Origin of the sequence: Achromobacter pestifer (assembly GCF_902859625.1) — a bacterium.
Taxonomy (GTDB): domain Bacteria; phylum Pseudomonadota; class Gammaproteobacteria; order Burkholderiales; family Burkholderiaceae_B; genus Achromobacter; species Achromobacter pestifer.
On the sequence record NZ_CADIJX010000003.1, the window covers coordinates 834240 to 856569 of the forward strand.

At 63.4% G+C, this 22330-nt stretch carries 21 protein-coding genes; 8 read left to right on the top strand and 13 right to left on the bottom strand.

The window, feature by feature from the left end:
* Positions 1-64 precede the first annotated feature (64 nt).
* Both prs and HV753_RS15385 read left to right on the top strand, forming a co-directional pair.
* A complete protein-coding gene (gene prs, locus HV753_RS15380; protein WP_175175341.1) occupies positions 65-913 on the top strand; it encodes a ribose-phosphate diphosphokinase in 849 nt (282 codons plus the stop codon).
* Positions 914-927: 14 nt separating this feature from the next.
* Positions 928-2622, top strand: a complete 1695-nt coding sequence (locus HV753_RS15385) for a nicotinate phosphoribosyltransferase (RefSeq protein WP_175175342.1) — start codon at positions 928-930, stop codon at positions 2620-2622.
* A 64-nt stretch (positions 2623-2686) separates the two neighbouring features.
* On the opposite strand, the gene HV753_RS15390 is transcribed toward HV753_RS15385, so the two are convergent.
* From HV753_RS15390 to cyoA, 5 genes are all read right to left on the bottom strand, one after another.
* The gene (locus HV753_RS15390; RefSeq protein WP_175175343.1) at positions 2687-3466 is read right to left on the bottom strand and encodes an SURF1 family protein; all 780 of its coding nucleotides are present in this window, start codon (positions 3464-3466) and stop codon (positions 2687-2689) included.
* The gene (gene cyoD, locus HV753_RS15395) at positions 3466-3888 is read right to left on the bottom strand and encodes a cytochrome o ubiquinol oxidase subunit IV (protein WP_175175344.1); all 423 of its coding nucleotides are present in this window, start codon (positions 3886-3888) and stop codon (positions 3466-3468) included. Before cyoD ends, HV753_RS15390 begins: the two co-directional genes overlap by 1 nt.
* Entirely contained in the window at positions 3885-4526 is a 642-nt protein-coding gene (gene cyoC / locus HV753_RS15400; protein WP_175175345.1) for a cytochrome o ubiquinol oxidase subunit III, read from the bottom strand. Before cyoC ends, cyoD begins: the two co-directional genes overlap by 4 nt.
* Positions 4519-6522: a cytochrome o ubiquinol oxidase subunit I gene (gene cyoB, locus HV753_RS15405; protein ID WP_175175346.1), complete on the bottom strand. Its 2004-nt coding sequence runs from the start codon at positions 6520-6522 to the stop codon at positions 4519-4521. The genes cyoC and cyoB overlap by 8 nt, the downstream gene beginning before the upstream one ends.
* An 80-nt stretch (positions 6523-6602) precedes the next feature.
* Complete coding sequence (gene cyoA, locus HV753_RS15410) at positions 6603-7646, bottom strand: ubiquinol oxidase subunit II (protein WP_175175347.1); 1044 nt, start codon at positions 7644-7646, stop codon at positions 6603-6605.
* A gap of 132 nt (positions 7647-7778) precedes the next feature.
* On the opposite strand from cyoA, the gene HV753_RS15415 reads away from it, so the two are divergent.
* Positions 7779-9113, top strand: a complete 1335-nt coding sequence (locus tag HV753_RS15415; RefSeq protein WP_175175348.1) for an MFS transporter — start codon at positions 7779-7781, stop codon at positions 9111-9113.
* A gap of 17 nt (positions 9114-9130) precedes the next feature.
* Here HV753_RS15415 and HV753_RS15420 read toward each other — a convergent pair whose 3' ends face one another.
* Both HV753_RS15420 and HV753_RS15425 read right to left on the bottom strand, forming a co-directional pair.
* Positions 9131-10147, bottom strand: coding sequence for an amino acid ABC transporter substrate-binding protein (locus HV753_RS15420; protein ID WP_175175349.1), 1017 nt, complete (start codon positions 10145-10147; stop codon positions 9131-9133).
* Between the two features lie 66 nt (positions 10148-10213).
* Complete coding sequence (locus tag HV753_RS15425; RefSeq protein WP_175175350.1) at positions 10214-11542, bottom strand: aspartate aminotransferase family protein; 1329 nt, start codon at positions 11540-11542, stop codon at positions 10214-10216.
* Positions 11543-11683: 141 nt separating this feature from the next.
* Between HV753_RS15425 and HV753_RS15430 the strand changes: the two genes are divergently transcribed.
* Positions 11684-12583, top strand: a complete 900-nt coding sequence (locus HV753_RS15430; protein ID WP_175175351.1) for a LysR family transcriptional regulator — start codon at positions 11684-11686, stop codon at positions 12581-12583.
* Here HV753_RS15430 and HV753_RS15435 read toward each other — a convergent pair.
* On the bottom strand, positions 12571-13614 hold the full coding sequence (locus HV753_RS15435) for a histone deacetylase family protein (protein WP_175175352.1): 1044 nt from the start codon (positions 13612-13614) through the stop codon (positions 12571-12573). The two genes, HV753_RS15430 and HV753_RS15435, sit on opposite strands and share 13 nt — an antisense overlap.
* Positions 13615-13652: 38 nt before the next feature.
* Positions 13653-14207, bottom strand: a complete 555-nt coding sequence (locus HV753_RS15440) for a YdcF family protein (RefSeq protein WP_246288286.1) — start codon at positions 14205-14207, stop codon at positions 13653-13655.
* Positions 14208-14362: 155 nt separating this feature from the next.
* Here HV753_RS15440 and HV753_RS15445 point away from each other — a divergent pair, with 155 nt between their 5' ends.
* The 3 genes from HV753_RS15445 (at position 14363) to HV753_RS15455 (ending at position 18395) form a co-directional block, all read left to right on the top strand.
* Complete coding sequence (locus HV753_RS15445; protein ID WP_175175354.1) at positions 14363-14869, top strand: RNA polymerase sigma factor; 507 nt, start codon at positions 14363-14365, stop codon at positions 14867-14869.
* Positions 14838-15851 carry a FecR family protein gene (locus HV753_RS15450; protein WP_175175355.1) on the top strand — a complete coding sequence of 338 codons (1014 nt, stop codon included), beginning with the start codon at positions 14838-14840 and terminating at the stop codon, positions 15849-15851. The genes HV753_RS15445 and HV753_RS15450 overlap by 32 nt, the downstream gene beginning before the upstream one ends.
* Positions 15852-16025: 174 nt before the next feature.
* A complete protein-coding gene (locus HV753_RS15455; RefSeq protein WP_175175356.1) occupies positions 16026-18395 on the top strand; it encodes a TonB-dependent siderophore receptor in 2370 nt (789 codons plus the stop codon).
* 3 nt (positions 18396-18398) lie between these two features.
* Here HV753_RS15455 and HV753_RS15460 read toward each other — a convergent pair whose 3' ends face one another.
* On the bottom strand, positions 18399-19691 hold the full coding sequence (locus tag HV753_RS15460; protein ID WP_175175357.1) for an SH3 domain-containing protein: 1293 nt from the start codon (positions 19689-19691) through the stop codon (positions 18399-18401).
* A 138-nt stretch (positions 19692-19829) separates the two neighbouring features.
* Between HV753_RS15460 and HV753_RS15465 the strand changes: the two genes are divergently transcribed.
* Entirely contained in the window at positions 19830-20231 is a 402-nt protein-coding gene (locus HV753_RS15465) for a hypothetical protein (RefSeq protein WP_175175358.1), read from the top strand.
* On the opposite strand, the gene HV753_RS15470 is transcribed toward HV753_RS15465, so the two are convergent.
* From HV753_RS15470 to HV753_RS15480, 3 genes are all read right to left on the bottom strand, one after another.
* A complete protein-coding gene (locus HV753_RS15470; protein ID WP_175175359.1) occupies positions 20232-20849 on the bottom strand; it encodes a hypothetical protein in 618 nt (205 codons plus the stop codon).
* 51 nt (positions 20850-20900) lie between these two features.
* Positions 20901-21302 carry a hypothetical protein gene (locus HV753_RS15475; protein WP_175175360.1) on the bottom strand — a complete coding sequence of 134 codons (402 nt, stop codon included), beginning with the start codon at positions 21300-21302 and terminating at the stop codon, positions 20901-20903.
* An 82-nt stretch (positions 21303-21384) separates the two neighbouring features.
* Entirely contained in the window at positions 21385-22278 is an 894-nt protein-coding gene (locus tag HV753_RS15480) for a LysR family transcriptional regulator (protein WP_175175464.1), read from the bottom strand.
* Between the last annotated feature and the right edge of the window lie 52 nt (positions 22279-22330).

Here is a 22330-nt window from a genome sequence, read left to right on the forward strand (position 1 = left end):
ATATTAACAATAAGCAGGTTTATACTGGCACAACTTAGTTCTAAAGTGCCACTAAGGAAGCATCATGTTCACCATCACTGCGGTAGTTGAAGGAAAGCGCCAACGCGACACGCCCGCCGCGTTTGTGTTCCCAGGCGGCGAAAGCCAGGTCACGGTTCCGCCCGCATTGCGGGCCCAGGCGGATGCGTCCAGCGAATTCCGCATCCATGCCTTGCTGAAATCAGCCAATGACGTCATGCAGTTGTTGATGTTGACGGACGCGCTGCGTCGCCTGAACCCTGCCGTGCCGGTGCACTTGGACATGCCCTACGTGCCCTATGCGCGGCAGGACAGGGTTTGCAATCCTGGCGAGGCATTGGGTGCCGCCGTGTTCTGCAAGCTGATCAATGACCAGCAGTACGCCACCGTGACCGTGGTGGAGCCGCACAGCGATGTGACGCCGGCGTTGTTGCAGCGCGTCCGGGTGATCGATGCCACCGCCTTCGTGCAACGGGCGCTGTCCGCCCCGGCTTTTGCCAACGGCGTGACCTTGATGGCACCGGACGCCGGCGCTCGCAAGCGGGTGCAGGCGCTGGCCAAGCAACTGGGCGTGACCGACGTTCGCTACGCGGAAAAGGTTCGCGATACGCAAACCGGCCGGATCACCGAAACCCGCGTACCTGACGATATCCCCGAACAGCCCGTGCTGGTCGTGGACGATATCTGCGACGGTGGCCGTACTTTCCTGGAACTGGCGGCCGCCCTGCGCGACAAGACGCGCCAACCCATCTATCTGTACGTCACGCATGGCATCTTCAGCCATGGCCTGACGGAACTGAATGCGCGCTATGCGGGCATTTTCACCGCTTATGACTGGACCGAAAGCGCGGGCTTGGACGCCCCGGTGCGAGTCAACCCGGCGCTTGCCAACTAAGAAGGAACCACGCCATGAATGCCCCCGATTCCCTCACCGTCAAGAACGGCATCAATCCCTTCCTGCAAGCCGATTTCTACAAGACGGGCCACCCCTTCCAGTATCCGAAGGGCACCAACAAGATCCTGGCCAATTTCACGCCACGTTCGGCCCGGCTGGCGCCGGTGCTGCCCGAACTGTTCGACGACAAGATCGTCTGGTTCGGCCTGCAAGGGTTCATCAAGGAAATCTTGATTGATCTGTTCAACCGCGAATTCTTCGGCAAGCCCGCGGGTGTCGCGGTGCGCCAATACCAACGCCGCGTGGACAACGCGCTGGGCAAGGGCGCGGTTACCGTGGACCACTTGCAGGCGCTGTATGCACTGGGTTACCTGCCGCTGGAAATCCGTTCGGTGCCGGAAGGCGCGCGCGTGGATATTCGCGTCCCGCCCGTCACCTTCATCAATACCCGGCCGGAATTCGCCTGGCTGGTGACCTATATCGAGACGCTGTTCAGCTGCGAATCCTGGAAGGCGTCCACCGTCGCCACGATTGCTTTTGAATACCGCAAGCTGCTGACCTATTTCGCTCGCCTGACTGGCAGTCCGTCGGATTTCGTGAATTGGCAGGGGCACGATTTCTCGATGCGCGGCATGGCGGGCCTGCATGACGCCCGCAAGTGCGGCGCGGGCCACTTGCTGTCGTTCACCGGCACCGACACGATTCCGGCCATCGACTATCTGGAAGATCTTTACGGCGCGGATTCCGATCGTGAACTGATCGGGGGCTCGGTGCCCGCGACCGAGCACTCGGTCATGTGCCTGGGCAGCAAGGAAGGCGAGATCGAGACCATCCGCCGTCTGGTCACGCAGGTCTACCCGGGTGGCATTGTGTCGGTCGTGTCGGACACCTGGGACTTCTGGCAAGTGGTGACGGAATTCGCCGCGGCCTTGAAGCCGGAAATCCTGGCGCGGGTGCCTGGTTCCTTCGGCAACGCCAAGGTTGTTTTCCGCCCCGATTCGGGCGATCCCGTGAAGATCCTGACCGGCTATTTCTGCACGGACGTGCCCAGCGTGGACGCGGCTGGCGCATTGGCCGCCGCCCGCCAGGACGGGTTCGAGGCGGTGCGTGATGCCGCCACCGGCCGCTACTGGTTGCTGGATGAGGACGCGCGTGCAGGCCAAGCGCTGCGCGAGGCGGAAGTGAAAGGCGCAGTGCAATGCCTGTGGGACATCTTCGGTGGCGTGATGACGGACCAGGGCTACAAGTTGCTGGACTCGCACGTGGGCCTGATCTACGGCGATTCCATCACCCTGGCCCGCGGCCGCGACATTCTGGTCCGCCTGGAAAAGAAGGGCTTTGCATCGGGCAACGTGGTGTTGGGCATCGGTTCCTACACCTATCAGTACCTGACGCGGGATACCTTCGGCTGGGCGCTGAAGGCGACCTATGCCGAAGTCAATGGCGAACCCCAGGAACTGGTGAAGGATCCGGTCACCGACTCGGGCGTGAAGCGGTCGGCCAAGGGGTTGTTGCGGGTCGATGAAACGGCGACGGGCTATGTGCTGCATGATCAGCAGACCCCCGAGCAGGCCGAGGGGGGCGCGCTGATCCCCGTGTTCCGCGATGGCACCCTGCTGCTGGAGCAAAGCCTGGCCCAGATTCGGGAACGGCTGCAAGGCTCGTGGGTGTGCCCAGAGCCGGGCAGCATCGGCTGGCCCGGTCGCTAAGCGCTTCTCGTGACGTAAAAAAGCCGTGGCGCCTGGAAGGGCGCCACGGCTTTTTTGATGACGATCAGGCCTTGCCGCGAGCGCGCTTTTCTTCGCGCACGAAGATCACCACGCCAACGACAATCATCAGCGCCAGCGCATACCAGGTGATGGCGTAGACCAGATGATTGTTTGGGAAGCTCAGCACGGTCAAGCCGCCGACGGGCGCTTTGGCGGGGTCCCGGCTTGGGCTGGACGCCGCGTCGGCATCGATGAAGTAGGGGGCGACGTCGGTCAGGCCGCGCGCGGCGGCGATTGCCGGCAGGTCGCGCGAATACCAAAGGTTGGCCGCTGGATCGTTATTGCGCAGGAAGCCGCTGCCGGGTTCGCCCATGCGCAACAAGCCGGTGACGTTTCCTTCTGCCGGCGGTTGCGTCGCCGTGGCCTGGTTCTTACGCCATTCCGGCAGCACGAAGCCGCGGTTGACCAGGACCGTGCCGCCTTCGGGCAATTGCAGCGGGGTCATGACCCAGTAGCCGCTGCCCAGTTCGGTGGCGGCCTGGACCAGCGTCTGGCGGTCGTACTGGAAGGTGCCGGAAGCGGCTACGTGACGATATTCGGCATTGTTGAAGGTCAAGGCCCGCCAATCCCGCTTGCCGGGCGCGGGCGTGGTAGCCGCGTGGGCGCGTTGATTGACTTGCGCGATCAGGTCGCGCTTCCAGGCCAGACGGTGCACCTGCCAGGTGCCCAGGGCGCACAGGCCCGCGAACAACGCAACAGCAACCACCCCCAGGATGACCAGGGTGGTTTTGCTGCGCGGATTACGGGAGGTGTCGCCGGAGTGAGTGTCTTTTACTGCTGCCATCAGGGCATATTCCGCATGTCGTGTATGGACATGGGCATCATATTGGAGTTCAAGTGATACATGATCCAGATTGACCCGCTGAGCGTGATTACGACCAGCACCAGGGTGAATATTAACGCCAACATATTCCAGCCGCTTTCGGACTTGGCGTCCATGTGCAGGAAATACACGATGTGGACCACGATCTGCACTACGGCAAAGGCCAGGATCACCAGCGCCGTTGTGCGCGAATTGGCGAATACCCGGTCCATGACCAGCCAGAACGGGATGGCCGTCAGGATGGCGGCCAGCACAAAGCCCGTCACATAGCTTTTCAGGGTGCCGTGGCCGGCGCCATCATCGTCGTCGTGGTGGTCGTGGCCGCCGCCATGGCCGTGGCCGTGATGCCCGGAGTCGGCCAGATGATCCATGTGCGCGGTCATGGCAGCACTCCCATCAGGTATACGAAGGTGAACACGCCCACCCAGATCAGGTCCAGGAAGTGCCAGAACATCGACAGGCACATCAGGCGACGGCGGTTTTCGGGGATCAGGCCGTGCATCCGCACCTGGATCATCATCGTCACCAGCCAGACGATGCCGAAGGTGACGTGCAGACCGTGCGTGCCAACCAGCGTGAAGAAGGCCGACAGGAAGGCGCTGCGTTGCGGGCCGGCGCCCTGGTGGATCAGGTGCGCGAATTCATAGAGTTCCAGCGACAGGAAGCCCAGTCCGAGGATGCCGGTGACCGCCAGCCACAGCTGGGTGGCGCCGACGCGGTTGCGCCGCATCTCCAGCATGGCAAAGCCATAGGTGATGGACGAAAGCAGCAGCAGCGAAGTGTTCACCGCCACCAGGGGCAGATCGAACAGGTCGGCGCCTGACGGGCCCGCCGCATAGTTTCGGCCCAGCACGCCGTAGGTGGCGAACAGGCAGGCGAAGATGAGGCAGTCGCTCATCAGGTAGACCCAGAACCCCAATAGGGTGCCGTTCTTGGGGTGATGTTCGCCCGCGACGTAGAACACGGGTTCGGGGGGCGGCGTGACGCCGCCGGGCAGGGTAGGGGCCAAGGTATCAGACATGTTTTGCTAACAACCTCGTGCGGGTGTCTTCTTCGCGCACCACTTCATCGGCGGGCACGTAGTAGTCACGCTTGTAGTTGAAGGTATGAACGATGGACACCAGGATCAGCGCCGCGAACGACAGCACGGCCAGCGGCCACATGTGCCAGATCAGCGCAAAGCCCATCACCACGCTGATCGCCGCCAGCACGATGCCGGCCCAGGTGTTCTTGGGCATATGGATGGGGATGAAGCCTTGCTGCGGCCGCTCATAGCCGTGTTGCTTCATCTGCCACCAGGCATCCAGGTCATGCACGCGGGGCGTGAACGCGAAGTTGTAGTTGGGCGGAGGCGACGACGTGGACCATTCCAGCGTGCGGCCGCCCCACGGGTCGCCCGTTTCATCGCGCAACTGGTCGCGCCGGCGGTAGCTGACCACCAGCTGGATGATGAAGCTGGCGATGCCGCACGCGATCAGCAGGGCGCCGAAAGCCGCCACCTGGAACCAGATTTGCAGCGACATGTCTTCAAAGTGGTTCACGCGGCGGGTCACGCCCATGAGCCCCAGCACGTACAGCGGCATGAACGCCACGTAGAAACCCACCAGCCAGAACCAGAACGAGCACTTGCCCCAGAACGGGTCCAGCTTGTAGCCGAAGGCCTTGGGAAACCAGTACGTGATGCCGGCCATCAGGCCGAACAGCACACCGCCGATGATGACGTTGTGAAAGTGGGCGATCAGGAACAGGCTGTTGTGCAGCGCGAAGTCGGCCGGGGGCACGGCCAGCAGCACGCCCGTCATCCCGCCGATCACGAAGGTCACCATGAAGCCCATCGTCCACAACATCGGGACTTCAAAGCGGATGCGGCCCCGGTACATCGTGAACAACCAGTTGAAGATCTTGGCTCCGGTCGGGATCGAGATGATCATGGTGGTGATCCCGAAGAACGAGTTCACGCTGGCGCCCGACCCCATGGTGAAGAAGTGATGCAGCCACACCAGGTAGGACAGGACGGTGATCACGACCGTGGCGTACACCATGGAGGCGTAGCCGAACAGGCGCTTGCTGCAGAAGGTGGACACCACTTCCGAGAAAATGCCGAAGGCGGGCAGGATCAGGATGTAGACCTCGGGGTGGCCCCAGATCCAGATCAGGTTCACGTACATCATGGCGTTGCCGCCGAAGTCCGCGGTGAAGAAGTTGGTGCCTACATAGCGGTCCATGGACAGCAGCGCCAGCACGGCGGTCAGCACGGGGAAGGCGGCCACGATCAGCACGTTGGTGCACAGCGCGGTCCAGGTGAAGATGGGCATGCGCATCATCGTCATGCCGGGGGCGCGCATCTTGACGATGGTGACCAGCAGGTTCACGCCGGACAGGAGGGTTCCCACCCCCGCTATCTGCAAGGCCCATATGTAGTAATCGACGCCGACATCCGGGCTTTGCATGATCCCCGATAACGGTGGATACGCCAGCCAGCCGGTGCGGGCGAATTCGCCGACGAACAGCGACATCATCACCAGGATGACGCCTCCGGTGGTCATCCAGAAGCTGAAGTTGTTCAGGAAGGGAAAGGCCACGTCGCGTGCACCGATCTGCAAGGGAACGATGTAGTTCATCAGCCCCGTGACCAGTGGCATGGCCACGAAGAAAATCATGATCACCCCGTGCGCGGTGAAGATCTGATCGTAGTGGTGCGGGGGCAGGTAGCCAGCCGAATCGCCGAAGGCAACCGCCTGCTGCAAGCGCATCATGATGGCGTCGGCAAAGCCGCGCAGCAGCATCACGATGCCCAGGATCACATACATGATCCCGATTTTCTTATGGTCGATGCTGGTGAACCATTCGTGCCACAGGTAGCCCCATTTCTTGTAGTAGGTGATGGAGCCCAGCACGACGATGCCGCCGACCGCCACCATGAAGAAGGTGGCAAGCAGGATCGGTTCGTGAAGGGGAATGGCGTCCCAGGTCAGTCGACCGAAGATCAGCTTGATGAGGTCAGGTTGATCAGGCATCTTGATTCCAGCGTAAAGACCACAATTTCATGAAGCCCCTGCATCGGCCGGCCCGTATCGCGACGGACATGCGCAAGCCGCTACAACACGAGCCCTTCGGTGGATGTGCACATGGCGCCGACATATTTGCGCGGCGGTGTTCCGGTCAGGCCCAGGCGTGCGCGTGTTTCCGGGTCAAGGGTGGTGACGTTGAGCGCGCCGGGGATGCCCATGCCTCCTTGGGAGTCGATGGCCATCGTGTCCTTCATGCACATGCGGTTGCCTTCGACGCAGCGGTTCACGATGGCATCGAACAGCCCGGGCGCGACGGTGGCGTAATGCTGGACCGGATTGCGTTCGCTGGGCTGTTCAAGCTTCAGGTAGACATCGCGGCTGAGCTTGTCGGTGGATGCGCGGGCGCCCGCCACCCATTTGTCGAAGCCTTGCTGATCCAGTCCATGGAACTTGAAGCGCATTCCCGAGAAACCGGATCCGCTGTAGTTGGCCGACAGCCCTTCGTATTCACCAGGGTGGTTGATCACCGCATGCAGCGTGGTCTGCATGCCGGGCATGGCATAGATCTGACCCGCCAGCGCGGGGATGAAGAACGAATTCATCACCGTGGACGACGTGATCTTGAACTGGATGGGGCGGTCGACCGGCGCGGCAAGTTCGTTGACGGTGGCGATGCCTTGCTCGGGGTACAGGAACAGCCATTTCCAGTCCAGCGCCACCACTTCCACGACCAGCGGCTTGGTGCCGGCGGGCACCTCGCGGCCTTCGGACAGGCGTGCCAGCGGACGGTAAGGATCCAACTGGTGGGTACTGACCCACGTCAGCGCGCCCAAGGCAATGATGATCAGCAGCGGGGCCGCCCAGATCAGAAGCTCCAGCATGGTGGAGTGGTTCCATTCCGGGTCGTAGTGAGCCTCTTTGTTGCTGGCCCGATAGCGCCACGCGAACAGAAAGGTCAGGAAGATCACCGGCACGATGATCAGCAGCATCAACCCGGTTGAGATGATGATGAGATTGCGCTGCTGAACCGCTACGTCGCCTGACGGCGAGAGCAGCACCGCATTGCATCCGGCGAGCAATGGCAGGGCGGTAATCAAGAGCAAGCCGCGGAGCCTTGGGAAGGACTGCATAGCCATACCTCGAAACGTAACCGTGGGAGGTAAACGCAACACTACGCTGGAAGCCGCGAAAAATCTAGGGTAAAAAGAACAAAAGTGTGCGGGGCAGTGGCGTATTTTGATCCTCCTATAGTGAGCAAATCCATGTCGACCACCACGCGGTATCCCGGTCATGTTCCGTCCGTTCCCGGCCCGGGGGCGACGGCTGGCGGGGCCAGTCATGCCAAGGTGGCCCCCGGTGAAATCGCCGTTGGCGTGGTCGTGGGGCGAGCCTCCGAATACTTCGATTTTTTCGTGTTTGGCATCGCTTGCGTGCTGGTTTTTCCGAAGGTGTTCTTCCCCTTCGAACCGCAGCTGGAAGGCACGCTCTGGGCCTTCGTCATCTTCTCTTTCGCATTCATCATGAGGCCGATCGGCACGGCCTTGTCGATGGCGATCCAGCGGCGTTGGGGCCGCGCCACAAAGTTGACGGTCGCGCTCTTCCTGCTGGGCACGGCCACGGTCGGCATGGCGTTCCTGCCCAGTTACGAAACCATAGGCGTGCACGCCATTACCTTGCTGGCGGTGTTCCGTTGCGTGCAAGGGCTGGCGTTTGGCGGATCTTGGGATGGCTTGCCGTCGCTGCTGGCGCTGAACGCGCCGCCCAACCGCCGTGGTTGGTATTCGATGATGGGCCAGCTGGGCGCACCCGTCGGCTTCATGGTGGCCAGCGCACTGTTCCTGTACTTGCACGTCACGCTGACCCAAGCCGACTTTCTTGAGTGGGGCTGGCGCTACCCGTTCTTCGTTGCCTTCGCCATCAACGTGGTGGCGCTGTTCGCGCGGCTGCGGCTGGTCGTCACCGAGGAATACACGCAGCTGCTGGAAGAAGGCGAACTTGAGCCCATTGGCATTACCGAGATGGTGCGTTCGCAGGGCTACAACCTGTTCATCGGCGCGTTTGCGGCCTTGGCCAGCTATGCCTTGTTCCACCTGGTCACGGTGTTTCCACTGTCGTGGATTGCGGTCAGCGCCACGCAACAGATCACCGATGTGTTGATCGTGCAGATCATCGGCGCGGTCATCGGCATTCTGGGCACGGTGGCGTCGGGCTGGCTGGCGGACACCATCGGCCGGCGCACCACGCTGGGCCTGTTGGCCGTGCTGATCGCCGTCTTCGCGTTGTTCACGCCGTGGCTGCTGGGCGGCGGCCCAATGGGGCAGGACGCCTTCATCCTGGTGGGTTTTGCGCTGCTGGGTCTGTCGTATGGCCAGGCATCCGGCACCGTCACGGCCAATTTCACGCGCCGCTTCCGTTATACGGGCGCGGCGCTCACGTCTGACATGGCGTGGTTGATCGGCGCGGCCTTTGCGCCGCTGGTTGCCTTGGGGTTGTCGGCGCGTTTCGGCTTGGTGGCGGTCAGCGTCTACCTGCTGTCGGGAGCCGCGTGCACCTTGCTGGCACTGCGCATCAACAAGGTATTGGAAACGCGCGACTGACCGCGCGGGCCTTGCTGCTAGCGCACCGGCCAGCCATACATCAGGCCGCCGTCACGCCATTGGGCGTTTAGCCCGCGTGGCAGTTTCATCGGGCTGCTCATGCCCAGGTGGCGTTCGTAGCTTTCGCCATAGTTGCCCACCTGCTTGATGATGTTATAGGCCCACTTGTCGTCCACGCCCAGGTTGCGCCCCATGCCTGCGCTGACGCCCAGAATGCGTTGCACATTCGGATTGTTGGCGTTCAGCTGTGCATCGACATTCGCAGATGAAATGCCGAACTCTTCAGCCTCCAGCATGGCGTTCAGCGACCATCGCACGACATTCATCCAGTTGTCATCGCCCTGGCGCACCATGGGGCCGAGCGGGCTCTTTGAAATGTTCTCGTCCAGGATCACGTACTTGTCGGGGTTTTCCAACGTCATGCGCGACGCTGCAAGTTGCGACTTGTCAGAGGTGAAAGCGTCGCACCGCCCGGCGGAGAACGCCCGAAGAATTTCATCGTACTTTTCAATGACGACGGGTTTGAAGTGGAGGGATTGCGTGCGGAACCAGTCGGCCAGGTCCAATTCGGTCACCGTTCCGGGTTGCACGCAGATCGTGGCGCCATCCAGTTCCTTCAGCGCTTTGACCCCTAGTTTTCGCGACACCATCACGCCTTGGCTGTCGTAATAGTTGACGGCCACGCTCAGCAAGCCGAGCGTGGTGTCGCGAGCCATGGTGGGCGTTACGTTGCGGGTAAGGACGTCGACCTCTCCGGACTGTAGCGCGGTGAAGCGTGCCTGGGTGGTGAGCGGGGCCAGGCGGAACTTCGTCGCGTCATTGAACACGGTGGCTGCGATGGCGCGGCACATGTCTACGTCCAGACCGTTCCAGACCCCTTTGCTGTCGGGCGCCGAGAAGCCCTGAATGCCGGTTGATACGCCGCATTGCAGGTACCCCCGTTTCTTGACCATGTCCAGGGTGGGGCCTGCAAGGGCCTGGCTGGACACGGCGGCCAACGCCAAGGCGCAAAGGGTGAGGGGGCGTAGCGGCATGTCGTTCTCCTGCCGGGACGAGCGCCCGGCGCCGGATGAAGCGTGAAGGATGTGGGGAAGGAACCGTCAGGCGGCGCGCGCAGCCGGCTTTGACACTTTGTCCAGGCTTTCGGTCAACGCCTGGTCCAGGATCGTGACGGCACGGTCGATTTCGGCGTTGCTTACCGTCAGCGGAGGTGCAATTCGCCAGACGGAGCCGCGTTCGGGACGACGGCGGATATTCATCGACAAGCCCAGTTCAAAGCAGCGCTGCGTGGTCAAGGCGCCGAGTTCATGGAACGGCTCACGGGTGTGACGGTCTTGCACCAGTTCCACGCCCAGCAGCAGGCCCAGGCCGCGCACGTCACCGATGGCTTCGTGGCGCTGTTGCAGTTCAAGCAAGCTGCGGCGCAGATAGTCGCCCTGCGTGTTCGCCCGTTCGATCAAGCCTTCGCGCCGGATGGTGTCGAGCACGGCCAAACCCACGGTTGCTGGCAACGGGTCCGACACGTGGCTGGTGTAGAACGTGAAGCCCTTTTCGTGGATGTCTTGTTCGATCGCAGGCGTGGTGACGGCGGCGGCCAGGGGCAGGCCGCCGCCCATGGTCTTGGAAACGCTCATGATGTCGGGCGTGACGCCGAAGTACTCGGCACCGGTGCGGTAGCCGATGCGGCCAAACGCGGTCTGCGCTTCATCAAAGATCAACAGCATGCCGCGCGCGTCGGCTGCGCGCCTTAGCGCCTGCATGTAGGACTTGGGCGGAACCAACACGCCGCCCGCGCTGATGATGGGTTCAACGATGATGGCGGCCGGCCGGCCAGCGGAGGCCATGTCGAACATCTTCAATCCGATTTCCAGGCAGGCCAATGCGGATTGCTCGGCATCCATGCCGGCGATGTAGGGCCGGTAGGCGTTGGGTTCCGGCATGACGAATGTGCCTGCTGCCGGGACGCCATAGCCCTTGCGATCGCTGGCGTAGGAAACCGACCCGGCGCCGCTGGTCACGCCGTGCCATGACCCGCCGATGGCCAGAATCTCGAAGCCGCTCTTGTGCATCTTGGCCATGCGCAAGGCAATCTCATTGCTTTCGGAGCCCGTGTTGACGAAGATCGATTTCGTCAGGCCGGAGGGCATCCAATCACGCGCGACGGTGGCCGCCAATTGGGCCACCGTTTCCGGAATCATGCCGCTGAAGAAATGGAACGCGGTCTCGCCGGCGCGATGCACCGCCGCGACGATGGCGGGATGGTTGTGGCCGATGGTGGCGCACATCTGGCCGGAGGTGAAGTCCAGGATTTCGCGCCCGGTGTCGTCGCGCACGACCACGCCCTTGGCGGAAGTGAACAGGTTGGGAAACGTGTCGCCGCCGTAGCGGACCAGGTATTCACGGGCGGCGTCGCGCAGGGTTTCATCCATATTTACACTCCGGGGGGTGTGGGCTCCAATGTGGAACCGATGAGGCAGTGTCCGGCAGGGGGTACTCGCCGTCCAATGCGAAGTACACATGCGTTGCGATGCGTCGCACGCATGGCCGATGCGCAATACGCAAGGAGAATCATGGATACCCGGTGGTTGCAGGACTTCATTACGCTGTCCGAGGTGCGCAATTTCACGCGCGCCGCGGAGGCCCGCAATTTGTCGCAGGCGGCATTCAGCCGCCGTATCCAGAGCCTGGAGAATTGGGTGGGTGCGCGCCTGATCGATCGCTCCGCATTTCCCACTCAACTTACCGAGGCGGGAGAACGCTTTCGCGGCGCGGCGATAGAACTGGTCAATCAGCTTGCCGAGGCGCGGGCAGGCATCGCGGCGGTGCCGGCCCAGAATCAGCTACGGCTGGCGACTTCGTATGCGCTTGCGACCACGCATCTACCGATGTGGTGGCGCTCTTGGAGCGAGGGAAGATTGCTTAGTTGCAGTCTTCAGACCGGCAATGTGCACGACACGGTATCGGCCTTCACGTCGGGGGCGGCGGATTTTCTGATCTGCTTCCATCAGGTTGCCCAGCCCTTGCCGCTGGACCCGGCGCGCTACGAGTGCCTGACGCTAGGCAGGGAGCTCATACGCCCGTACGCGGCGCGCGCGCTGATCGAACGCACCGGTCTGGATCTGCCCGGCACCGCGGCCAAACCCGTGCCCTTGTTGATGTATTCCGCCAATGTGTACTTCGCCCGCCTGATTGACGCCGCGATAGAGGCAGCGGAGCAACCGCTGCACGGCGTGCGCGTCTTTGAGGCCGAGATGTCGGACGTGCTGGGCGACATGGCAGCCGAGGAGCTGGGCGTCGCGTGGTTGGCGGATAGCGCGCTGCAACGCTTGGCATCGGCGGACCTGGCGCCCTTGGCCAACCGTGATTGGGACATCGAGGTGTCCATTCTGGCGTTCAGGGATCGCACCGACGCGCGGGCGTCGGTGGAGGCGCTGTGGGAACGGATGCGCGCCGGTGCTCAGCCGGCGTAGCCTTCAAGGACGTTCGCCACATTGATGCCGACGTCCGCCACGGCATAGCCGCCTTCCATCGTGAAGACCGCCGGCAGGCCCAGGCTTGCCAGCAGGCGGCCAACCTGCAAATAGTCAGCACTTTTGAGCTTGAACTTGGAGATCGGGTCGCCTTCGTAGGTGTCCACGCCCAGCGCGATCACGAGCGCATCGGCCTTGAATGCCCGAATGGCGGCCAGGCCTTGTTCCAGCGCATCGGTCCATGCCGCAAAGCCGGTGCCGGCCGCCAGCGGCAGGTTCAGGTTGGCGCCTTCGCCCGCGCCCTGGCCGCGCTCATCGGCATAGCCCAGGAAGAACGGGTATTCGGTGGTCGGGTCGCCGTGAACGGATACCGTCAGCACGTCGCCGCGTTCGTAGAAGATGCTCTGCGTGCCGTTGCCGTGGTGATAGTCCACGTCCAGGATGGCAACGCGGGCGGCGCCGGCCTCGCGCAGTGCCTGCGCGGCCAGCGCGGCGTTGTTCAGAAAGCAGTAGCCGCCGAAGAAGTCGGCGCCAGCGTGATGGCCTGGCGGGCGCGTCAGCGCCATGGCGGCGCGTGGCCCGCCCGATGTCGTGATGGCGCGTGCGGCGTCGATGGCGCAGGCCGCGCCGACGGTCGCGGCTTCCCAGGTTCCGGCTGTGAGCGGGCAGCCGCTATCGAACGAGAACAGGCCGACGCGCGCCGCGAAATTGGTGGGTTCGATATCGTGGCGGAAGCCGCGCACGGGCCAGACCGACGGCAGGATGTCGATGTCGGCGTTGGCGGGGTCCAACGCCACCCAGTCCCGCCAGGCGCTGGCCAGGAAGTCCACGTAGCGGGGCGTGTGCACGCGCTTGATCAGGTCCAGGTCGGCGGCGGACGGGGCGAGCAGATCGCCAATGCGGCGTTGGCGCAGCGCGTCCAGCACATATTCCAGTCGGGCCGGCGTTTCGTGGCAAGGCACCAGCTTGCCGCGGAACATTTCCTGGCGGCCAGCATGTTTGTCATGGACGGGATTGTGGAAGATCTGCACGGCGGCGATGTCCTGGGATGGGGCGAACGAAAGCGCAACTATAGCGGCCGGAAGGCATACCACGCCATCGCCGGCAGTTCGCGGAAAACGGAGTAGATATCACGCAGTTCAAAGAAGCGCGGGTAGCCGCCGCTGACGTCCACGATGCCGTGGCGCCGCAACGCCAGCAGGGTACGCGGCACATGGAAATACTGGGTGACGGCCATCGCGCTGACGTAGCCGTGTTCGCGCATGTAGGCACTGGCGTGGCGGGCCGTGGCCCAGCTGTCCACGCCCGCGCTATCGGTCACGATGCGTTCGGCCGGTACGCCACGCTTGACCAGATAGTCGCGCATGACGGCCGCTTCGTCGGCGCCGGCCGGGTCCACGCCGCCACTGACGAACACGATCCGGCATTGCGTCGCCGCGTAGCAGTCATAGGCGCGGTCCAGGCGGGCGGCAAGCCGGCGCGAGGGTTGGCCGTCCGGTTGCACGGTATTGCCCAGCACCACCGCCACGTCGGCGCTGTGCGCGCGCGTGAGCAGACCGGTTGCGGCCAGCGCGGCGGCGGCCAGCACCACCAGCACGATCAAGATGGCCAGGCATCGTGCCAAGCGGTGTCCAAGGGGGCGGGAAGCGGCGGACATGGCGTGAAAGATTGTGTTGTAGGGATGGGAGGCATTCTGCACTACTTGCGGTAGTAGTTTGTGGTAATGAGAATCATGATTGATAATGCGGGCCTCTCCCTACCGCCGAACCGCCGTCGTCCATGTCTCGCCATCCACCTTCCGACAAAGGCTGGCTCGCCCATTACTGCGAGCTGATCGGGGCGTGGACGCGCCGAGGCGGCAGCCGCCACGATGCTGAGGACGCCGCGCATGACGTGGTGGCGAATATGTTGCGCAACGGCGATGCGACGGTGCTGGATCCCAAAGCCTATCTCTACGGCGCCAGTCAGAATCGGCTGAACGGCGAGATCCGGCGCCAGGCTCGGCGCGATCAGGTCAGCCTGGACGAACTGCCTGATGCGGAGCATCCGGTACAGTCCGATCCGGAGTCTTCGATCCGCGCGGCGCAATTGGCCGATGCGCTGAAGGCGGCGCTGACCGAGCTGCCAGTGAAATGCCAGCAGGTCTTTTTATGGAACAAGTTGGAGGGCTATACGCAGGCCGAAATCGCGCAGAAACTCGGCCTGACGCAAAGCACCGTGGAAAAGCACATGAGACGCGCGCTGGCGCATATCCATGACCGGTTGCAAGATCATGCCCCGCATTGATCCTCGGCCCGATTCGCCCCGAGACCAGGCTGTGTACTGGTTCTCGCGCTTGCGCCTGGGCACGCTGGATGCCAACGCGTGTCAGGAGCGCGACGCCTGGCTGGCAGCCGACCCCGAGCATCAACGCCAATACGATTCCGTGGAATCGTCCTGGCGGGTGGCGGATACGGTGCCGCCAGCGCAGTTGCGCGATCTGCTGGCGCAAACCGCGCTCGTCGCCGAGGTGGGGCCCGCGCGCACGGGACGCCGCCGGTTCGCATTGGGATTGACCGCCGCCTGTGCGTTGACGGTAGCCGCAGGCGTGATCGGTCCCCGCGTGTGGGAGCGCGGTGCGGACTACGCGCAGACGCTGACCACCGCGAGGGGGGAACGCAGCCGTATCGTGTTGCCCGACGGCTCCTTGCTGGAACTGAATACGGATACGCAGGCTACGGTCGCCCTGTACCCGGACAGGCGCGAAGTGTTGCTGCTTGCCGGGGAGATCCTTTTCACGGTCAGCCCGGACGCCGCCCGCCCGTTCATTGTCCAGGCGGGCCAGGCGCAGGTGCGCGTGACCGGTACCCGATTCAACGTGCGCCGCCATGGCGATGCCGTGGCGCTGGCGGTGGAAGAGGGCAGCGTAGCCTTCTCGGCCGGTTCGTGGTGGAACCGGACGACACGCAATCTGACAGCAGGTTATGTGCTGCGGCATGCGCCGGGCGAGGCCGTGGAGACTCCGCATCAGGAAAACGTGGCGGCGATCACCGCCTGGCAACGCGGCCGGCTGGTATTTCGCGACACGCCGTTGTCTCAGGTGGTGAGCGAACTGAACCGCTATTTGCGCGACCCGCTGCGGATCGACGACAAGCGCTTGTCGCAACTGCGCGTGGCGGGGACCTTGCCCATCGACGAACCGGAGGCCGTGTTGGCTGTGCTGCCGCAGATCGCGCCGGTGATCGTGATGTACCCGGCAGACGGTGGCAGGGTGCTGGCGCCGCGCTGAATTATTTTGTTTCAAATATCATAGCGAGAATCATTCCGGAATTTTGCCGGTCGTGGCGTCTATCCCTAGACGGGGTGTGTTCACGTAAGTCGATCTCGACCCTGGAAGCAACCTTTGGCCAAGGGTGTCGGGCGCAAATCGCGCGGGCAGTTGTACTGGAATTTTTCTCTCATCATGGACAAGCAAGTGAATTCGCGCGCCTCGGCTGCGCGCAAGGGCGTATGGAACGGCGGGGGTGCCCGCTGGCATGCGCTCGCAGTCACCTTGGTGCTGGCCTGCACGGCGCCGGCCATCACCATGGCGCAGACCGCGTCGATGCAGATCAGCATTACCGCGCAGCCCTTGGGCGATGCACTGATCCAACTGGGCGAGCAAGCGGAACTGGTGATCTTCTATTTGCCGGAAACGGTGCGCGGGCGCAATGCACCTGCGGTGATGGGGCGTCTCACGCCGGATGACGCGCTGCGTTCGTTGTTGGCCGGGTCCGGCATTGCCTTCAAGCGCGACGGGCGCAATGTGTCGCTGAGCTTGCCTTCGTCTGCTGGCGCCACGGAGTTGGAGCCCGTGACGGTGCGCGGCGTGGCTGTCGGCACGGCCGACAGTTATGTCGCGCTGCGCAGCGCCAGCGGCAAGCTGGATGTGCCGCTGATCGAAACGCCACGTTCGGTGTCGATCGTGACGCAGGAGCAGATCAAGATGCAGGCGCCAAGAAGCCTGGAGGCTGCGCTGTCCTACACGCCGGGCGTGCAGACTGAAGTGTCGGGCTCAAGCGACGTGCGCATGGTTGGCGCAGTGATCCGTGGTTTCAGCGATGGCAGCGCCTATTACAAGGACGGCTTGAAGCAGTTGTCCGCCGGCACATATGGGTCGTGGAACGACAACCTGGAAGACCTGGACAGTATCGAAGTGCTGAAGGGGCCTGCGTCGGTGTTGTTCGGACAGGGACGCCCGGGCGGCGTGATCAACGTGGTGTCCAAGCGTCCCACGGCGGACCATGTCAATAGCGTGGGCGTCAGCTATGGCACGTACAACCGCCGCCAGCTGACGGCCGATCTGGGCGGCGCGTTCGATGCGAACGACAAGGTGCTGTATCGGCTGAACGTGACGGGCCGCAAGGCCGACGGGCGCACCGACGGGTCGCGTGACGATCGCATTTCCGTTTCACCGACAGTGCTGTGGAATCTGAGCAATCAGACTCGCCTGACGGTGCTGGGAACCTACTCCAAGGAGCGCGGCACCCCCAAGAGCTGGTGGCCGAACTTGTTCACGTATTCGGAGATCGAAGACCTTCCGATGCATCGCACGGCTGGTGATCCCGATTTCGACCGTTTCGATCGGAACACGAAGTCGATCGGCTATGCCTTCGAGCATGACACCGGCAACGGCTGGCGTTTGCGCCAGAATCTTCGCTATTCGGAAATCGACATCGACTACCGGCATATCTATGCCATGGCGCTGCTGGACGATAAACGCACTGTCACGCGAGGCAGCCTTGCCCAGCGCACCCACGGCCAGACGCTGGCGGTGGATAGCCGCGCGTCCAAGGACTTGGTCTGGGCAGGCGTGCAGCATACGTTTTCGGTGGGCGTGGACTACACGCGCTATCAGGAAGACACGGGCATGGGCTATGGCTGGGACGTGCCCAATCTGGATATCTACGCGCCGGTCTATGGGCAGCATATTGATGTGCCGGAGATGGACCAATCACAAAGCAATCTGAAGCAGACTGGCATCTATACGCTGAATCAGCTGAAATGGAATCGTTGGGTCGCCAATGTCAGCTTGCGCCGCGATTTCGCAACGACCCGGCAGAGCAGCACGGCGCAGCCTCAGATCAAGGATTCCGCGACAACCGGAAGCGCGGGGTTGTTGTACTTGTTCGATAGCGGGTTTGCCCCCTATGTCAGCTACTCCACCGCGTTTGACCCGATCACCGGCATGCAGTCTGATGGCAGTGCGTTCAAACCGCGCGAAGGCAAGCAATATGAAGCCGGGCTGAAGTATCAGCCGCCCGGCACCGATGCCCTGTTCACGGCGGCGGTCTTCGATATTCGCCAGACCAACGTCACGACGCAGGATCCGGATCATCCAGGTTTCAGCGTGCAGACGGGCGAAGTGCGTTCAACGGGACTGGAACTGGAAGCCAAGTTCCCATTGACCCGTGAGTTGCGCGTGATGGCGGGGTATGCCTATGTGGATCCTCGCACGACGAAAAGCAACCGGCCGGGCGAGGTTGGCCGCCAGACGTCGCAGACCGCGCGCCAGACCGCCAGTTTGTGGCTGGACTATCGTCCTCGGCAAATCCAGGGCCTGTCGCTGGGCGGCGGTGTGCGCTATCGCGGCGAGGCGCCGCTGAACACCGCGGCTGACGGCTCCACGCCCTACAACTCCGCCTTCACGCTGGCGGATATGGCCATCGCTTACGAGACGCCCCGTTACCGCATTGCGTTGAACATCAACAACGTGTTCGACAAGCGCTACTACACGTATACGTTCCGCGGCATGGAGCGCGAAACGATGCTGAGCTTGAACTATTACTGGTGAAGCCTAGTCGTCCCTAGCGGCTCGCTTCGGGAACGGAAAGTCGAATCGGACTTCGTTCGAGTAGACCGGCCGGGCAAGGCCGGCCGGGTCGGTCACGACGACCGCTGCCCGGTACTTGCCAGGCGCCAGGTCGGGTACCAGCCGCACGTAGCCGTAGCCATTGTCGTTGACCATGTAGGCGAAGGTGCCGTCTTCGTCCTTGCGCCAGACGATCGGGTCGTCCGCCCAGCCGACCACGGAATCCTTGCCGGGCGTGTCGGGCGGGCTCAGGGTGACGGCATCACGCGCGTACAGCGGATGGGTGATGCGATCGCCGCGGGCGTTGATCAGCAGCAGCCAGATGCGGGGAGAGGCCAGGGTGACGGCTTCCGTGCCCCGATTGTCCAGCCGCACGGTGTAGCGGCCGCCCGATTCGTCGTCCCAATCACCCAGGTAGTTGAATAGCGTCAGATCCAGCCCGTCCGCTGACGGGGGGCTGGCTTGGTACTGATATTTGTCCACACGCAGATCGCTGTAACGCACCCACTTGATCACGTCGCCGCCGGCCGTCTTGCTGGCGTATCGGACTTGCAGCCAGCCGTGCGGGCGCAGCGCGATGACGGCAAGCGCTTCGCCTTCGGCGGCAGTCATGGACGGGGGGCTGTTGACGTCGGGGGCGTCGTATAAATCCAGCTTGCTGACGGGCACGGTGCCGCTGTCCAGCGGAGAGCCGTCGCCGTTGATGTCGATGCGGTCGATCGTGCCGTCTTCGCGGAAGTGGTAGGTCAGTTCGGCCGGTTCGTTTTCCAGGCCGAACAGCGCTTGCGTTGACCACGTGGTTGCACGGACGGTGCCGTCGGCGCGCAGGACATATTCCTCGGCGCCGTTGCTGGCGGCGCCGAAGCGGCACCCCACGCTGATGGCGGCGTGCTTTGGGGCGATGACCGGATTGACGAACTGGTGGCAGGGGCTGTCCTGGCCAGGATGCTGGATTTCCTGGAACGTGCCGTCCTTGGGCCGATACAGGAACAAACGCGCGAATATCTGCGAACTGCCGCCGCTTTGGCCCAGGATCAGGTCAAGGTAGCCGTCGTGGTCGATATCCACCGATTCGACTTGGTCGATCGCGTCGTCATCGAAGGCGCCCAGCCGTTGCACGGGGCCGTTGCCCACGCGCACCGTGACGTGCTGCTCCGGGCCGTCGCTGATGCTGACGACCGCTGGCAGGCCGTCCCTGATGGGGTAGGCAATGTCGCGCGCCTGGGCAGTCTGTCCCAGCGCGGCCAATGCGGCCGCAAGCAGAATTCCTTTGAACACCCGCGTCCTCGCATTGAATTTGTGGGGGCAACTATATCGCAGTGTGCTGCGGGTAAACGATCAGTGCGTGACGCCGGGCCGTGCTTCATCCTGGGTAGGGTAAATTGACTGCTGTGTTGGCGCGGCCCTTCGTTATCCATGAACTTTCCCTTTCCCATCCGCCAGGAATGTCCCCCCGGCGCCTGTAGTTGCGACCGGGACCGGCTGCTGGCCGATCCCGTCGCGGACGTGCGCATCCTGAAGCTGACGAAGGAAGAGGAAAGGCGCCTGGTCGCGCGGCTGGAGAACATCACCAGCCTGGATGACCTGCGGGCCATGCAGGGACGTATCGAGGCGCAACTGGGCATCGTGATCCGCATCACGCCCAGCGACAACGAAGTGCGTACCTCGCGCGGTATCGCGATCCAGCTGGAGGATGCGCCGGGCCTGTGCCGCAAGACGCGCTCCGCGCTGCCTGCCGCCATTCGTCGGGGCTTCGACAACAAGCCAGAGATCGTCTATGCGCTCTTGAACGAGCGCGACCTGCTGAGCGGCACTTGATCAGGATTTCTTGCCGGGTTCCCGGCAGGGCGCCAGCGGCACGACGGCGGATGGCGTGCGGCCGGCTTCCGGCCGGGTGGCGGGTTTCTTGCCGCTGCGCACTGGGTAGGACAGCAGCACGGCGCTGCCGGCTTCCAGCTTGAGCGAGGTGGCCGAGCCGTAGGCCACGGTCCAGCCGCGCACCGCCAGTGGCGCCAGCGTGTATTGCAGGGCCGAACCGGGCGAGACGTGCGCGACCTTGCCCGCGAACAGCTCGTGCTGAGGCGTTTCCGTTCCATGGGCGGTGGTGTAGGTCACGATGCTATCCAGCGCGGCCGATTCCTCATGGCGAGCCAGGATGGCGGTTTTGTATTTGCCGGGGGGAATGTCCGCCAGGCTGACGGTCAGGCGGTCGGTTGCCTGGCCGCCCGCGTCCAGGCGTACGCCGGTGACATCGACGCGCGTCAAGGGCTCTGCGCCCGTATTGCGCACGCGCACGCTGTATTGCCCCGAGGTGCCCGTCACCGTGCAGACTTCCACGCCGGAGGGGCTGGGAGCCGCTTGCGCGGGCGCCATGGCGCCTGTGGATAGCAGGGTTGCCAAGGACAAGGTCAGGGCTGGAACAGATCGGGGGGCCACGGCACGCTCCTGGTGGGAGGCAGCGTGCCGGGTGGCGCGATGCCCGCCTTATTACACCACTTGGCGGCCCGGCGCTTCGGCGGCCTGCTGACGTTTGCCCGCCAGCCAGCTCAAGACCAGCGCCAGGACCAGCAGGCCAACGATGATGAAGGCCCAGACGATCCAGCCCAGCACCGAAATCAGCGTGCCCAGGCTACCGGCCACGGGCAGGATCTGGTTCAGCCCCTGAGCGGCCCACACCAGGCCGCCTTGCAGGGATTGCAGCCAGGCCGGATCGACCCAGCCGGCAGCCCAGGCGGGCGCGACCCATTGGGACGTATCCAGCGCGGCGCCCGGCACCTGTGCCGTGGCGATGGTTGCCAGAACCCAGTCGGTCAGTTGCAAGGTCAGCGCCACCAGCCCGGTCCAGAGTGCGGCAAGCACGGCAAAAGCGAGCCAGATGAATTTTTTCATTGCAGTGGTACTCCGATTTCAAAAGAGGGTCCACGATAAAGCAGATTCTATTTCTGAAAAACCAGAGTGGTTGTGACAAACATTAAGAAAAAACCGAAGTCTTGGCATGTGCCAGCACCGCCTGGACCAGCGGATGGTGTTGGCCGCGGCGGTTGCGGATGGCGTGGATTTCCTCGTGCACGTCATCGCATCGGGCCAGGGGGCGCAAACCGCGCAGCAAGCCGATGTCGTCCCCACCCAGCCGGCTGAGCGGAAAGACGCCCAGGCCCCGGGCGGCAAACACCGACATCAGCGCGCTGTCCTCGAACTCGCCCACGACGTTCGGAAACACGCCTTGTTCGCTGAACCAGCGGTCCAGCGTCTGGCGCAGCACGGAGTGCCCCGTGGGCAGCAATACGGGCAGGCGCTCCAGACAACGGGGAAAGTCCAGCGTATCGGACTTGCGCACCAGCCGCGCCGGGCCGTACCAGTCCACGGGCGAGGACACCAGACGGTCGCTGGTGAGCCGCAGGTTGGGGTTGGCGGGTGCGCCCTGGCCGGCCAGCACCAGGTCCAGGTGGTGCTGGGCCAGTTCACCCAGCAGTTCCTCAACCTCGCCTTCGTGGCAGGTCAGGCGCAGGTCGGGGGTGTCCAGCACGGGGCCGAGCAAGGCGTGCGCCGCCAGCTTGGAAATGCCGTCCGACAAACCCACGGACAGCCGGATGACGGGCTTGGTGGCTGCCGCGCGCACTTCTTGCGGCAGCACATGGCCGATCTGGAAGATCTCTTCGGCCCGGGCGAAAGCGGCCTTGCCGGCGTCGGTCAACGCCACGCCCCGGCCGGCGGGCTTGAGCAGTTGGTGGCCCAGATTCTTTTCCAATTCACGCACTTGGGCGCTGATGGTCTGAATGGCCATGTCCAGCCGTTCGGCGGCACGTGAAAAGCCGCCTTCCTTGGCGACCATCCAGAAATAGTACAGATGGCGATAGTTCAGCATCATTGCGCTCACTTCGGTTTTTTCGAACCTTAACTCACTTTCAGGCTGATTT

What these genes read in the sequence shown, in the direction of transcription:
- HV753_RS15480 (WP_175175464.1), bottom strand. Translation starts at nt 22,278, where the DNA reads ATGCTGAACTATCGCCATCTGTACTATTTCTGGATGGTCGCCAAGGAA.
- cyoA (WP_175175347.1), bottom strand. Translation starts at nt 7,646, where the DNA reads ATGCAGTCCTTCCCAAGGCTCCGCGGCTTGCTCTTGATTACCGCCCTG.
- HV753_RS15430 (WP_175175351.1), top strand. Translation starts at nt 11,684, where the DNA reads ATGGATACCCGGTGGTTGCAGGACTTCATTACGCTGTCCGAGGTGCGC.
- HV753_RS15450 (WP_175175355.1), top strand. Translation starts at nt 14,838, where the DNA reads ATGACCGGTTGCAAGATCATGCCCCGCATTGATCCTCGGCCCGATTCG.
- HV753_RS15385 (WP_175175342.1), top strand. Translation starts at nt 928, where the DNA reads ATGAATGCCCCCGATTCCCTCACCGTCAAGAACGGCATCAATCCCTTC.
- cyoC (WP_175175345.1), bottom strand. Translation starts at nt 4,526, where the DNA reads ATGTCTGATACCTTGGCCCCTACCCTGCCCGGCGGCGTCACGCCGCCC.
- HV753_RS15425 (WP_175175350.1), bottom strand. Translation starts at nt 11,542, where the DNA reads ATGGATGAAACCCTGCGCGACGCCGCCCGTGAATACCTGGTCCGCTAC.
- HV753_RS15390 (WP_175175343.1), bottom strand. Translation starts at nt 3,466, where the DNA reads ATGGCAGCAGTAAAAGACACTCACTCCGGCGACACCTCCCGTAATCCG.
- HV753_RS15455 (WP_175175356.1), top strand. Translation starts at nt 16,026, where the DNA reads ATGGACAAGCAAGTGAATTCGCGCGCCTCGGCTGCGCGCAAGGGCGTA.
- HV753_RS15415 (WP_175175348.1), top strand. Translation starts at nt 7,779, where the DNA reads ATGTCGACCACCACGCGGTATCCCGGTCATGTTCCGTCCGTTCCCGGC.
- HV753_RS15475 (WP_175175360.1), bottom strand. Translation starts at nt 21,302, where the DNA reads ATGAAAAAATTCATCTGGCTCGCTTTTGCCGTGCTTGCCGCACTCTGG.
- HV753_RS15445 (WP_175175354.1), top strand. Translation starts at nt 14,363, where the DNA reads ATGTCTCGCCATCCACCTTCCGACAAAGGCTGGCTCGCCCATTACTGC.
- cyoB (WP_175175346.1), bottom strand. Translation starts at nt 6,522, where the DNA reads ATGCCTGATCAACCTGACCTCATCAAGCTGATCTTCGGTCGACTGACC.
- HV753_RS15465 (WP_175175358.1), top strand. Translation starts at nt 19,830, where the DNA reads ATGAACTTTCCCTTTCCCATCCGCCAGGAATGTCCCCCCGGCGCCTGT.
- prs (WP_175175341.1), top strand. Translation starts at nt 65, where the DNA reads ATGTTCACCATCACTGCGGTAGTTGAAGGAAAGCGCCAACGCGACACG.
- cyoD (WP_175175344.1), bottom strand. Translation starts at nt 3,888, where the DNA reads ATGACCGCGCACATGGATCATCTGGCCGACTCCGGGCATCACGGCCAC.
- HV753_RS15420 (WP_175175349.1), bottom strand. Translation starts at nt 10,147, where the DNA reads ATGCCGCTACGCCCCCTCACCCTTTGCGCCTTGGCGTTGGCCGCCGTG.